Below are 13,578 nucleotides of genomic sequence, written 5' to 3'. Positions count from 1 at the left end.
ATGACCGTTGAAGCTTTTGATGATTGCCCCGAACCCATGAACAGCGCCAAACGCGCTTATCAAGCTTCCCTGAAGTTAGGGATTACCAAAGGGGCAGACCGGAGTCGTGCTGTGCTGGCAATGGCACAGGCGTTAGAATATTCATTCGACGATATTCTCGAAGCCAATACGTTGGATTTAGAAGCAAGTCGAGAAATGGCGGTTTCAGAATTGATTTTGGATTGGTTGAAGTTAACTCCCTCAAGGTTAGAGAATACAGTGGCGATTCTTCAACGGTTGGGGGAATTATCAGATCCGCTACGACGGGTGAGAACTGCTGATTATCAACAAGAAGATTCTCAGAGTTATACCCAGTTGATGCCTTTGGGCGTAATTGGATTTATTTATGAGGCTTTTCCTGATTTGGGTGCGATCGCAGCTGGGTTTTGTATTAAAACTGGTAATAGCGTGATTCTCAAAGGCAGTACAGAGGCTAGTCATTCCAATGCTGCGATCGCAGAAGTACTGCAAAATGCTATTACTGATATTGGTTTACCAGCAGGTTGTATAGAATTAATCACAACTGAACATGGTACTTCGATTCGAGATTTAGTTACTCAAGACCAATATTTAAGCTTAGTCATTCCTTACGGACGTTCTAGCTTAATCCAGCAGGTGGTAAGACAAGCAACTTGTCCAGTTTTAAAGTCAGCGATGGGTAATTGTTACCTGTACTGGTCGCTCAATAGTAGCTTGGAAATGGTGCGCTGGATGATTCTCGATAGTCATGAGAGTGAACCAGATCCGGTAAATGCGATTGAAAAGGTGCTGATTCATCGTCAAGCTTTACCATCTTCCTTGTCTGTGTTGTGGAATAGCTTAAAGGACAAAGGCTTTGAACTGAAAGCAGATGCGGAATTGGTAGAAGCTTTTCCCCAGTTACAGTTAGCGAAAGATGGAGAATGGGGAACGCCGTATTTAACGAAAACAGTAGCTTTTAAATTGGTGGATAGCTTAGAAAGTGCGATCGCTTGGATTAATCAATATAGTAGCAGTCATGCTGATTGCATCGTCACAGAATCTTATCAAGAAAGTCGCCAATTTGCTTTAGGAGTAAATAGCGCCTCCACCTACATCAACGCATCCCCGCGTTTTGCCCGTAACTCCTCACGGGGAGACGCAGTATTTTTGGGAATGTCCAATCAAAAAGGACATCGCAGGGGATTTATTAGTTTGGAGACTTTGACAACAGTGAAGCACATCGTTCAGGGTAATGGGCGGTTTTAAAACAGGGAACAGGTAGGAAGTATAAAGAAACAACTAACTATCTGTGTATCTATCCTGGAGTTTGCTGTTTTGTGTATTCCCTCTCTTTCTAAATCCTTGCAGCTATTGTTTTATTTGTGATCTTTAAGTAAATACTCTAAAACAAGATTAACTATACTGCACTACATAAAACTATGCTAGTGTTAGTATAATTGCTTTAGTACTATTTATGACTAAACCTAATACTACCGGGCTGAGGAACCAAACGCCAAACAAATTCAACTGGCCTGTCTGGTTTCCATATCCTAGTTCTTGGTTAAAAGCCTTTGTTCTAGCTTTATTTTTAAGAATAATTTCATTTGTATTTACTAATACTGGCAAGTTCGGCTATAAAATTGCCTATTTTACTAATAGCCCAGAGTTGTTGATGGTATTTGCAATCTTAGCAATAATATCGCCAATTTTTGTAATTACTTATACTCATCACATATTTCATACTATTATCAGTCAATTTTTCCCTAAGATACAAGCTCTAGAGATAGGAAATCCGAAAGGATTAATACCAGGAATAGTAAGTATTTGGGAAGGTTTATATGGTTGGCTGGTTATTTGGTTATCAACACTAATATCATGTTTAGTTTTGATTATTGTATTTCCTATATCTAATCTAAATTTTCCTCAATCATTTGAGTTTTATACAGATTTAGAAAAAATTATAGTAGCGATAATTATATGTATTTGGATTTTCGCTGGAGCTTTATTTTACCAAGTTGATTTCTTATTTAAAAGGCGGCTATTATCTATATCATCATCGGGAACTCATAACCAAGAAAATAATTTAACGTCACCACCAAATATACAGACTCATGCAAAAACTGATCATCTTGATTCTGTAAATTTAGAAATGGATAAATTGCGCGGTAGTATGGGTTTAACTCAAATGAAAAGTGGTAATAAATCACCTACAACTTCTCAAGTATTTAATGATTTAACAGCAGATGATAACTTGCAAAAAGCGGCTAAATTAGCTAAGAATGCAGCACAACTAACGCGAATAGCGAAAACAAAAGCAGAGTGGTATCAGGTAGGTATTGAATGGCACAAAACTATAGAAATGCTAAAAAATGTACCAATTTCTCATCATAATTATGCAGTCGCACAACACAAAATTATTGACTATCAAAAATATATTAACTACGCTCAAAAAATCGTTAATAGTAAAAATATCAGCAACTAAAATAACTCTTTACTTTCCTCTGTTTGCGCCTCGTATCTTGTTATTCTTTATCCTGTCAATCCTTAAATCCTACCAATCCTGATTCAGACACTCTTTTATTTATTCTACCAGCGATTATTATCAATAATATCAAACAAAAAAAGCCCGCCGACGCGGACTTTTTTTATCTCAATAATCTACAGATTACTTCACATTCTGACTCTTAGAAGTGTAGTAGACCTTATTTCCCTTATCTGGAACAAAATGACAACTGATAGCAGAACGCCATAAAGACTTCCAAACTGGCTCTTTGGACTCGAAAAAGTACTCACCCATAATCGGTTTAATCGCCTTAGTTGCCTTCAATAAATTGTAATGAGGCATATTTAGGAAAATGTGGTGAGCAACATGAGTACCGATATCGTGATGGATATGATTAACAAAACCGTAATCTCTATCAATACTAGAAATCGCACCTTTCAGGAAAGTCCATTCTTCCCCACGATACCAGGGAATACCTGGCTCAGTATGATGTAAAAATGTCACCAAATCCAGCCAAATGATAAACACAATATATGGAGCAGCGTAGTATTTTAACAACCACATCCAACCCCATTGGTAGGTAAGGAAACCTAACAAAGCTACAAAGCCAATCCAGAGTGTTGTGCTAGTGATGATATCCCATTTTTCCGAAGGTTTGAAAAGCGGGCTACTGGGTGAAAAGTGAGAGCCTTCCTTACCTGGAGAACGCTTAAACAAATACACTGGATAAGCCAATAAGAACACATAAAAACGCCCTATTCTTTGTAATAAAGGCATCTCGTCGTATTCTGATTCAGATACAGGATACCAACTTTCATCATTCTCCAAGCTGCCCGTATTTTTGTGGTGAGTTCTGTGACTAATCCGCCAGCCGTGATAAGGAACTAGAATGGGAGTGTGGGAGAGATGACCAACCAAATCATTTAGCCATTTATGCTTAGAAAAAGATTGGTGTCCACAGTCATGACCGACTACAAATAAAGCCCAAAACATTGTTCCTTGCATGACCCAGAAAATTGGCCAAAAATACCAAGAATCTAGATAATTAGCAACTGCATAAAGCAGACCGATAATCAAGATGTCACGAAAGAAATAATAAAGTGATTTAATCACACTAGGCTGAAAACATTCAGCAGGAATGGCAGCTTTTAAGTCCTGAAGGGTAAAGGGTAACTTAGTTGTTTCCTCAGATGATTCAGAGTTATTTGGCTGGTTGAGATTGATTGTATCTAGTTGCACTGGATTTGGTGATTTGATGTAAAGCGGAACTTGTTTTGATGGTAATTGATATTACCTTAATCTATGCCAAATTGGAGAAAATTTTAAGAATTCACAAACTTAAAAGCAGGTAAAAGCTGGCAATTTTCTTCAGAATATTTCTGCATGAAAAATTGCCATAAATAAATTCAAGAGGATAAAAGTTAAAGTCTTAACTCATCCTGAATTATTAATTATTTACCTGCATAATGTTCTGAGAAAGTCTTATAGCCCACATCAGTTGTGTAAAGTTGACATTCGTCTGTAATTTGCTTCATTAAAGACCAAGAAAACTTACATTCATCATGTAGATAACTGCTCCAATTTTCTTTAATGCTGCTGTAAGCCAACCGCAAATTATAAGAAGGAATGGCAGTAGAAATATGATGGGGAACGTGAACGTTGATATCGTGGCAAAGAATTTCTACCCAACGAGGGTAATCGCAGTGAATTGTACCAAATAGCTGTGCTAGAGCTTCATTCCACTTGTCAGCCGTTACAAAAGGTACATCTGCGGTTGTATGGTGAACAATTGTGAATGTACTCATCCAGAAATGGTAAACCATCCAGGGTATAAACCAGAATTTTATAAATCCCCAAATACCAGTTGTAGCAATGAGTGTGGGGAAAACGATAGCTGCAAATATGATAACGACAGCTACAGAAAGCTTGACGCTAGATTGTTCTTTTGGTTGAAATTTGCGTGCGTCAAAATGCACAACAGCCCAATGTCCAATAGAACCTACCCACCACAGGCGTTTCTCCATGAACAATACAAAAGCTGACTGTCTGGTTTTATCCCAACTTTCAAAAACTTCTGGTCTAATGGGATGCCAAGCGTTATCTTCATCCAGCTTGTTTGTATGTTTATGGTGATAATTATGTTTAATGCGCCAACTATGGAATGGGTAAATTAAGAACATCATGAAGAAATGTCCGACTAAATCATTTACCCAACGACGGTTGGAAAAAGAACGATGACCGCAGTCATGTCCGATAACAAAAAAACCTGTTAAAGCAGTTCCTGTAAAAATCCAAGCTAGAGGTAACAGAAACCAAGGAGAAATCGCCAGGAAGAAGTAACCTAAGCCAACCATCGATAGACTAAGTACTACTTGTGTCCAAGCCTTGCGACTATTTTTCTGAAAACATTCTTTTGGCAGACTTTTGATAATATCTTTAAGCTTCAGGTCGGAATTACCAAGGTCTGTAGAAACGTTATTTATCTGGCTGTTAATTGTTGTAGTCATGAATACCTGAAAAAGAACAAAAATTCCCTACAAAGCCACTAAAAAGTAACTAGTCGCAAAGTTTTGTAACATTAATTCTTCGGATTATAGCAAGCTAAGTTACACTAACGCACTTGTAAAAAAAAATTTGCTAAATTTTCCGAATTTGCAAAAAAAGTTTTGGTGAAAAATATCAATACTCACAAGTTAAAAGCCAATAATCGCAAGTCAACAAATAATTGACTATATGACTATTGACTATATGAATATTGACTATGATTTACTGCCTGCGATCAGCCAGCTTCACATTTGTAGCTAGGCCAAGTAATTGCAGTAATTGAATTGTCATCCAAGTCATATCAATTTCCCACCATTCTAAGCCATGACGGGCTGAGTATTGAAAGGCGTGGTGGTTATTGTGCCAGCCTTCCCCAAATACTAGTAGGGCTACCCACCAGCAGTTGGTGGATCTATCACCAGATTCATGACTGCGATAGCCAAATTTATGGGTAGCACTGTTAACCAACCAGGTACAGTGGTAAACCCAAACAATACGAAAGAAAATTCCCCAAACAACAAAAGACCAGCCACCTAAGAAAAATAGTGCTAAACCCAAAGCAATTTGTAAGAAAATGAAATTTTTCTGTAAAAACTGATAAACTGGGTCATCGATGATGTCTTTAGTGAAACGGGGAACTTCATCGTGAGCCGGAGCGAAGTGAATCATCCAGCCCATGTGGCTCCACCAGAAACCTTTATTTGAATCATGGGGATCTTTTTCTGTATCCGAGTGCAAGTGATGGATACGGTGTGTACCTACCCACTCAATCGGTCCGCCCTCACAGGAAAGTGTCCCAAAAATAACTAGGACATACTCTAACCATTTGGGTGTTTGAAAACTACGGTGGGTAACAAGACGGTGATATCCGAGGGTAATGCCTAAACCACCAGTCACCCAGTAGAGAAATAATGCAACACCAACGGCGTTCCAGCTAAAGTTACTAGGAACCAAAGCGAACAAAGCGCCGACGTGGAGTCCAACGAAAAATAGGGTGTTAACCCAGTTAATTTGAGGTTTAGAAGTAGCAATTGTCATGCAATATCCTGAATAGAAAATTGTTTAGCCCCGTCTGCGCGATCCGTTCGAGTAGCTAGGCGCTACGCGCCATAAATCCGCATATCTATATTTTTTTGAATGAGGAAACAATGAACAGCTTAGAAAAGCTGCGGCAAGCAGAACAGGCACTATTAGAGATTTTTTCTGGTATTGACGCTCAGGTCAAGCATAATCTTAAACGAGTACTAGATGGTTTTCGTAATCACCGTGTGGGCGCACACCATTTTGCTGGTGTAAGTGGTTATGGACACGATGACTTAGGGCGAGAAACTTTAGATAAAGTATTTGCCGAGGTGATGGGTGCCGAAACTGCGGTGGTGCGAGTGCAGTTTGTTTCGGGAACTCATGCGATCGCCTGTGCGCTGTTTGGTGTACTCCGTCCTGGAGATGAAATGTTAGCAGTAGCTGGTTCTCCCTACGATACGCTTGAAGAGGTGATTGGCTTGAGAGGACAAGGCCAAGGTTCCCTAATTGATTTTGGCATAAATTATCGACAATTGGAGCTAAATCCTGAAGGAATCATAGACTGGCAAACGTTAAGCACTAGCATTACTGATCATACAAGGTTAGTGTTAATCCAGCGTTCCTGTGGTTATTCTTGGCGGCCGAGTTTGTCAATTGCGGATATTGCTAAGATTGTCCACCTAGTCAAACAGCAAAATCCGCACACCATTTGTTTTGTAGATAACTGCTACGGCGAATTTATTGAAACCCAAGAACCGACAGCCGTAGGTGCTGATTTAATGGCGGGATCATTAATTAAAAATCCTGGTGGAACTATCGTCAGTGCTGGTGGGTATATTGCAGGTAGGGCTGACTTGGTGGAAGCTGCGGCTTGCCGCTTAACTGCTCCTGGTATTGGTAGTGCTGGGGGTGCTACCTTTGATCAAAATCGCCTCTTATTCCAAGGATTATTTTTAGCACCGCAGATGGTGGGTGAGGCCATTAAGGGAACATACCTCACAGGTTATGTATTTGACAAACTCGGTTATCCCGTTAACCCTGCACCCTTAGCACCACGGGGGGATGTGATTCAAGCGATTAAACTTGGTTCTGCTAAAAAGCTAATTGCCTTCTGTAAAGCCATCCAACAGTCTTCACCCATTGGTTCTTATTTAGACCCCGTTCCTGATGATATGCCGGGGTACGAGAGCCAAGTGGTGATGGCTGGGGGGACATTTATTGAGGGGAGTACGTTGGAGTTATCAGCAGATGGGCCTTTGCGTGAGCCTTATATTGTGTATTGCCAGGGAGGGACTCATTGGACTCATGTTGCGATCGCTCTCCAAGCAGCTATTGAGGCTGTGGGGGAAGGTTAAGAAAGGCTCACGCAAAGGCGCAAAGGAAAGAGGTGGATATGAATGAAAATGAGATTGCAAAAGAGGTTGTTGATGCTGCGTTTAAGATTCACACAAGGTTGGGTCCAGGGTTGCTAGAATCTGCATATCAGGCAATTTTGGAATATGAGTTACGGAAGCGAGGATTGCAGGTAGAATCGGAGAAACCCATACCTGTAGTTTATGAAGGTGTGTTTTTGGAGGCAGGTTTTCGAGCAGATTTGATAGTTGAAGATAAAGTTATTATTGAACTCAAATCAGTAGAAACTATCCATCCTGTACATAAAAAGCAACTCTTCACTTATCTAAGTCTTGCTGACAAACGCCTTGGCTTACTCATCAACTTCGGAGCATTCCTGATCAAAGATGGTATTTCTCGCGTTGTCAACAACTTATAAACTCACACCAAAGACGCAAAAACAACCCTTCTTACCTTTGCGCCTTTGCGTGAGCTATCATTCCGGTAACTTATACTGTCCCACTATCCGCTTCGCAAACTCCGGTACATGAGCTTCTAATTTCTCCCCATGATTTCGCTTCACATATAAATAATTTCTCGCAAAGTGAGAATCTATAGAAAAACGTGCATATTCCAGCCCTTTGGGTCCAATTTTATCTATCACTACTCCCATCAATTTTGCAGCCCACATCGGTAAGGTAACGGCTTGGTCGTAAGCTGGTATGCTTTGTTGTACGGCAGGTTTGCGATCGCCTTTAGACATAACAGGCTGGGTGTCGATTTGGTCTTTCACTAATTCCAGCATTTCTTTGCCTGTATCATTTCTGACTACAATCCATTGCCATTTGAAGGGTGCGCCCATATACCCAACGACGATATCAGCGAGGGAGTTGACGTAATCAAAGCAACTCATACAGGATGGGGCAAAGATGTCTTTGAGGACGTTGGTTTTTAAGCCGAAGAAGGGGACTGTTTCTTCTGAACCGTCTTCGTGTTTGAAGTGTACCCGGAAGTCTTGCATGAATTCGTAACTAACCACTGTTTCAGGGGATCTGCTGGTGGTTTCTAGAAATTTTTGCAGTCCAGCGCGGGTAACGTTATCTACACAGGGTGTTCCCAGTACATAGAGTTTTTCTAAACCGAGTTTTTTCTCTACGGCGCGTAATGCTTGGATTTGACAACCTACACCGATGACTAATAACCGCTTCATTCCTGATTTTTCGATTTCTTCTAATACGGATAGGTTGGGGGATAGGGTAGGTTTATTGACTTTGGCTGCTAGTATTTCTGCGGGGGTGCGGGCGATGATTGGCATGGGTTGAAAGCGGTCTTCTTTAGTGTTTTGTACACAGACTACGCCTTCTACTAAGCCGCGATTGAGCATTTCTATAGCTATGCTGCTAACTATACCTGTCCATTGTGCGCCTTCTATGGGTTCTTGTTTTCTAGCGGACATCATTTCTTGATGAACACCAAAATATAGTTCGTTTTCGTCTTCGAGGTTGCGGGGGCGCTTATGGGTGCTGGTTTCTAGTTCGTCTATTCTTTGGGTAATGAAGGCGCAAGCTTCTTTGACGTAGTGGATATAGTAGGTGTCGCATAGTCCGCATTCGCTACAAAGTTCTTTGGCGGGGCGCACGCTTCCGGGTTTGAGGGCTTTGGCTTTTTTGTGGGAATCTATGGATGTCATTTATTTTGTTTATTTTTACTAAATATGGCTTTTATTACGATACCGTTAGGGGTTGTGAAGTTGGCGTTTTGAGTTGGATAAGAGTTTTGTTTCACGCAGAGACGCAGAGGCGCAAAGAAGAGCGCGGAAGGAATAATTTTTGACTTATCTGAACAGTGGTAATTAAGTTTAGTTATTTGATTTCTTGATTTAAACTTCATAAAACTTTTATCTAAAATTTATGAATTAATTCTGTAAATATACGGTTGTGTGAAGTTATAATAAGCTTAAATTTTTTCACATTTCAACTAAAACGGAGAATAAAAGTGATGATAATTGAGCATTTACTCAAAAACATCTCTTTAGTTGCTACTGCCACAGCAACAATAGGTATTTTTGCAAACTCAGCCAGTGCTTTAACTTTAAATAGTTCTTCTGGTACTTGGAGTAATACAGTAGGAGGTTCAGGTATAGTTACTCAGACGGTAGCTGGTGAAAATCAAGTTCGTTGGGGGACTCCAACAACAAGTAATGGTAAATCTGGTTTAGGATTTACTGGGGTTGGTACTACAACTTTTAATCCTGGCGACACTTTTTTACTAGGTACACTTCGCCATTTCAATAATGCCCTTTTCGCGGGAACTGCGGCAAGTCAAACAAAACTGAATGTTAACTTAAATTTTAGCTCCCCTCTTACTACTGAAGCATTTGGTTTTGATTTAGCTATTGATGAAACACTCAACGTAGGACTTGCAAGTAATTGTCCTTATACCAGCACGACTCCTTGTTCTGATAAAATTTCTTTCCCTAATGCTTTCCCAGGAAACACTTTCAATATTGATGGTACAGATTATACACTGAAATTACTAGGTTTTAGTAATACTCTTGGTGGTAATTTAGTCCAGGATTTCATTTCTCAAGAAGGTGGTACAAATAGTGCTTATCTGTATGGAAAACTTACATCTGTAACACCTGTATCAGTTCCTGAGCCTAGTAGTGCTGTGGCAGTTTTTGCTTTGGGTGCTTTGGGTGCTGGACAAGCCATCAAACGTAAAAAAGTAATCGCTTAATAATCTGGTGTTGATAACATTTACAAACTCTTTGCTTTGAATGCAATCGTGCTAAGGGTACATGGACTATGAAATAAATTGTCAAATCTTTATTAATAAGCCTTCGGTTAAGTTATCGAGGGTTTCTTGCTGTTAATATACATCTGAAATTATCCCACCAAACCTCTTCAGAATGAATTCTGAGTCAATAGCCAAAGTTTGTTAAAACAGATTAAATAAATATCAAGATTGATTCAGCTTTAGCTAAATTTTACTATTAGCGAAGAAATTCATTTCTTGGCGGTTTCTCAATACACAAAAAATCAACTTAGAATTATTATTTCAATAACCGAATATAACCAGCTTGTTCAAAATGATGATCTGTAGTTAATGCTTCTTGAATATCAAATTTTTTCATAACTATAAAAGATGTACTATCTACCAACGACCAAGTTTTATCCTCCCTTGTTTTCAGTAAATCCCAAGCTGCTATATCAATAGATATATCAATATGAATTAAGTGAATATAAGAAGCAGTTCTCACAGCATCCACATACTGAAATAACTGTGAACGCTGTACACGCAAAGGACTATTCAACAATGCAACTAATTCAATAACGACATAATTAGTTGTGATCATTTGTAAATTTTGTCTTCGTGCTTCTTGAAACCACAATTTTGCTTTTTCATGGTAAGACTCAGTAGCAACAAATAAATTAGCCCATCCTGAAGTATCTATAAAAACTTTATTTGTCAACTTTTAACTCCTGTTATAAATTTTCTGTAAGATAATGATCATGATTCTCCCCAATATCAGAATTTTCAAATCTTAATGTACCCAATAAAGGTAAAATAGGATCATCTACATAGCTATCTATTAATTTTATTGATTTAGCTAGTGATTGTAAAATTAATTCTTCTAAAGATAAATTGAGCTTTTTAGATTGAATTAATAACTTTTCTTCTAGCTCATCTGATAACTGAATTGTTAATGTTTTACTCATAATATTTTACTTGACCTCCATTTTTAAATCAAAACTTGAGAGTTAGTAATTTTGCACTAAAAAATAATTTTACATAAAAATACTCAAATACACTACTTATAATTCTATCATAATTAATATTCTATATGCACGAATTATTGTCAAGGAATTTCATAAAGGAAAGCCAAAATCAATATCTTCTTTCCTTTGCGCCTTTGCTCTTACCCTGCGGGATCTCCTGACGGAGATTGCAGGAAACAAAATTAATATATATTTACTTCATTTGCAACTTATCCAACAACCATTTAACAGCACTTTCTATATCTGCAACTTGTTCCCCCGCTGGGAAAGGTGGACGTTTAACTATCACCACCTTTATTCCCATTTCTCGTGCTGCAATAATTTTAGGATAAGTAGCATTTCCACCGCTATTTTTACTAACAATAGTATCTATATGATAATTAGTTAAAATTTCCCTTTCATCCTCTAAAGAAAAGGGTCCTCTATCAAATAACACCAACCCAGGAGGTATCACAGCATCAGAATTTGGTGGATCTATCATTCGCATTAAAAACCACATTTCTTGCAAATGGGAAAAAGCAGAGATTTCTTGTCTACCAATAGTTAAAAAAACCCGTTGTGCTGCGTTTTTTAAAGCTGCGGCTGCTTTGGTATTATTTTCTGCTTCAATCCAAATATCACCTTCTTGTTTTTCCCAAGGGGGACGATTTAGTAATAACCGTGGAATACCCGCTTTCTCTGCTGCTGCGGCTGCATTCCAGGAGATGTGATTGGCGAAAGGATGAGTAGCATCAATTAACACATCTATTTGTTGATGTTGTAAATACTCAACCAAACCTGTTACACCGCCAAAACCACCAACGCGGAAATTACCAACAGGGGTAGAAGGTTCACGGGTACGACCGGCTAAAGATGCGATCGCATCCACACCACTAATATTAGCCACTTTAGCAGCTAATTCAGCAGCGTCACCAGTTCCACCCAGAATCAAAACACGCAACATAGCAATTCTCGATCATCTTCGTTTGAAGACTTATCATATCTGTTAGGGCTGGTAATAGGTAATTGCTAATGGGTAATTAGATAAAACAGTAGCCCCCTCTTCCGTTTACGGAGAGGGGGTTGGGGGAGAGGTTCTTCTACCCACTGGAAAAGTCCCATATTCTTTAAGCAATTCCTGGAATCCTGGCTAAAATGCCTTTTTTTAAAGGTTCTGGGCGTTCTGACCAAGGTAGGATACCATCAGGCTGAGAGTAGTATTTACTGGCACATTCCAGCACAGCCTCAGCACAACCCTCAACCGGCAAATCACCGAATAGATAAGTTAACTTGCCTTCACCAGCAAAAGCGACGACACAGGAACGGTTACAAGCACTCATACATTCAACTTCTTTGATGGGGAAATCATCGCGTAAATCCCAATCTTGGGCGAGTTGTTGAATTTCTTGCAAAAGTTTTTGACCACCGCTTTCACCGACACGCTTACCATCTTGCCAAACACTGGCGCAGGTTTTGCAAACAAAGAGACTATGAGAAGCTACACCAGTGTCATTGGTAGGGGAAATTGGAGAAATATTCACAGCAGCAGTCATCTGTATCCTCGCTGATTTGCACAATTTCTAATTATACTGCGAGGATTTTGACTCACACAGCTTTTGATGATATCAGCTGTTGTCACACGGTGCTGGAATCTGTGTCTGTGTTCAATTTCGTTAAATCTTTACCTTCTAGAATAGTTCCTCTAAAATTAGCCCCTTGAAGATACGCCCCTCGAAAATCAGCCTCTTGAAGATTTGCCCCTCGAAAGTCAGCTTCTTGAAGATTTGCCCATTGAAGATTCACACCCTGAAGATTTGCCCCTCGAAAATCAGCCTCTTGAAGATTTGCCCATTGAAGATTCGCTCCCTGAAAATTTACCTGTCGCAGATTCGCCCCTTCAAGATTAGTCCATTCAAGATTTGCCCCTCGAAAATCAGCCTCTTGAAAATTTGCCCCCTGAAGATTTGCACCTCCAAAATACGCTCGTTGAAGATCCGCGCCTCCAAGATTTGCCCCTCGAAAATCAGCCTCTTGAAAATTTGCTCTTTGAAGATTTGCTCTTTGAAGATTTGCTCTTTGAAAATTTGCTCTTTGAAAATTTGCTCTTTGAAGATTTGCCCATTGAAGATCCGCATTGTAAAAATCTTGAAAACCGAGAATACAGTTTTGTAAATCTAAAAAATTCAAGAATCTTAAACAAAATACCTCATTATTCAATCTTTGCCCACGTAAGCGAGAAATCCACACACCAAAATCTTCAGAAGAATGCCATTTAATCTCCGAGACTTTTTTTGTCACTCTAGCACAAGCATTCAAGACAACTAATAAAGCCTCTTCTGCATTTCGTGCTTGCCGATTTTCTTCATAAAAATTAGTTAACTCTAATTCTTCCATCGGCATCCCCTCACGTAACAT

Annotated in this window: 14 protein-coding genes; 5 read left to right on the top strand and 9 right to left on the bottom strand. The window is 39.3% G+C overall.

Annotated elements, in window-relative coordinates:
* Window positions 1–1,266: a glutamate-5-semialdehyde dehydrogenase gene (locus tag ACSQ6I_RS00305; RefSeq protein WP_015216743.1), complete on the top strand. Its 1,266-nt coding sequence runs from the start codon at window positions 1–3 to the stop codon at window positions 1,264–1,266.
* A gap of 208 nt (window positions 1,267–1,474) precedes the next feature.
* Window positions 1,475–2,482, top strand: coding sequence for a hypothetical protein (locus tag ACSQ6I_RS00300; RefSeq protein ID WP_438888230.1), 1,008 nt, complete (start codon window positions 1,475–1,477; stop codon window positions 2,480–2,482).
* 183 nt (window positions 2,483–2,665) lie between these two features.
* On the opposite strand, the gene ACSQ6I_RS00295 is transcribed toward ACSQ6I_RS00300, so the two are convergent.
* The 3 genes from ACSQ6I_RS00295 to ACSQ6I_RS00285 all read right to left on the bottom strand — a co-directional run bounded on the left by ACSQ6I_RS00295 (window position 2,666) and on the right by ACSQ6I_RS00285 (window position 6,085).
* Window positions 2,666–3,742 (bottom strand): fatty acid desaturase, encoded by a 1,077-nt coding sequence (locus ACSQ6I_RS00295; protein WP_438888228.1) that lies wholly within the window; start codon window positions 3,740–3,742, stop codon window positions 2,666–2,668.
* Window positions 3,743–3,954: 212 nt separating this feature from the next.
* On the bottom strand, window positions 3,955–5,010 hold the full coding sequence (locus ACSQ6I_RS00290) for a fatty acid desaturase (protein WP_438888227.1): 1,056 nt from the start codon (window positions 5,008–5,010) through the stop codon (window positions 3,955–3,957).
* Between the two features lie 259 nt (window positions 5,011–5,269).
* Window positions 5,270–6,085: an acyl-CoA desaturase gene (locus ACSQ6I_RS00285; protein WP_438888226.1), complete on the bottom strand. Its 816-nt coding sequence runs from the start codon at window positions 6,083–6,085 to the stop codon at window positions 5,270–5,272.
* 110 nt (window positions 6,086–6,195) lie between these two features.
* On the opposite strand from ACSQ6I_RS00285, the gene ACSQ6I_RS00280 reads away from it, so the two are divergent.
* Both ACSQ6I_RS00280 and ACSQ6I_RS00275 read left to right on the top strand, forming a co-directional pair.
* Window positions 6,196–7,425: an aminotransferase class I/II-fold pyridoxal phosphate-dependent enzyme gene (locus ACSQ6I_RS00280; RefSeq protein WP_438888225.1), complete on the top strand. Its 1,230-nt coding sequence runs from the start codon at window positions 6,196–6,198 to the stop codon at window positions 7,423–7,425.
* 38 nt (window positions 7,426–7,463) lie between these two features.
* A complete protein-coding gene (locus ACSQ6I_RS00275; protein ID WP_438888224.1) occupies window positions 7,464–7,841 on the top strand; it encodes a GxxExxY protein in 378 nt (125 codons plus the stop codon).
* Between the two features lie 57 nt (window positions 7,842–7,898).
* Here the strand turns inward: ACSQ6I_RS00275 and ACSQ6I_RS00270 are convergent, their stop codons facing one another.
* A complete protein-coding gene (locus ACSQ6I_RS00270; protein WP_438888223.1) occupies window positions 7,899–9,092 on the bottom strand; it encodes a Coenzyme F420 hydrogenase/dehydrogenase, beta subunit C-terminal domain in 1,194 nt (397 codons plus the stop codon).
* Between the two features lie 308 nt (window positions 9,093–9,400).
* Between ACSQ6I_RS00270 and ACSQ6I_RS00265 the strand changes: the two genes are divergently transcribed.
* The gene (locus tag ACSQ6I_RS00265) at window positions 9,401–10,141 is read left to right on the top strand and encodes a THxN family PEP-CTERM protein (RefSeq protein ID WP_438888221.1); all 741 of its coding nucleotides are present in this window, start codon (window positions 9,401–9,403) and stop codon (window positions 10,139–10,141) included.
* Between the two features lie 316 nt (window positions 10,142–10,457).
* Here ACSQ6I_RS00265 and ACSQ6I_RS00260 read toward each other — a convergent pair whose 3' ends face one another.
* The 5 genes from ACSQ6I_RS00260 to ACSQ6I_RS00240 form a co-directional block, all read right to left on the bottom strand.
* A complete protein-coding gene (locus tag ACSQ6I_RS00260; protein WP_438888220.1) occupies window positions 10,458–10,877 on the bottom strand; it encodes a type II toxin-antitoxin system VapC family toxin in 420 nt (139 codons plus the stop codon).
* A 13-nt stretch (window positions 10,878–10,890) separates the two neighbouring features.
* The gene (locus ACSQ6I_RS00255; protein WP_438888218.1) at window positions 10,891–11,124 is read right to left on the bottom strand and encodes a hypothetical protein; all 234 of its coding nucleotides are present in this window, start codon (window positions 11,122–11,124) and stop codon (window positions 10,891–10,893) included.
* Between the two features lie 253 nt (window positions 11,125–11,377).
* The gene (locus ACSQ6I_RS00250) at window positions 11,378–12,127 is read right to left on the bottom strand and encodes a cobalt-precorrin-6A reductase (RefSeq protein ID WP_438888216.1); all 750 of its coding nucleotides are present in this window, start codon (window positions 12,125–12,127) and stop codon (window positions 11,378–11,380) included.
* Window positions 12,128–12,290: 163 nt separating this feature from the next.
* Window positions 12,291–12,716 carry a DUF1636 domain-containing protein gene (locus ACSQ6I_RS00245; RefSeq protein WP_438888215.1) on the bottom strand — a complete coding sequence of 142 codons (426 nt, stop codon included), beginning with the start codon at window positions 12,714–12,716 and terminating at the stop codon, window positions 12,291–12,293.
* 82 nt (window positions 12,717–12,798) lie between these two features.
* A partial coding sequence (locus tag ACSQ6I_RS00240) for a pentapeptide repeat-containing protein (protein ID WP_438888214.1) occupies window positions 12,799–13,578 on the bottom strand: 780 nt, incomplete at its 5' end.

This window comes from Anabaena sp. WFMT, from assembly GCF_051781005.1.
Classification (GTDB): domain Bacteria; phylum Cyanobacteriota; class Cyanobacteriia; order Cyanobacteriales; family Nostocaceae; genus Anabaena.
Note: the sequence above shows the minus strand (reverse complement) of the source record. Positions and strands in the feature narration are given on the sequence as shown.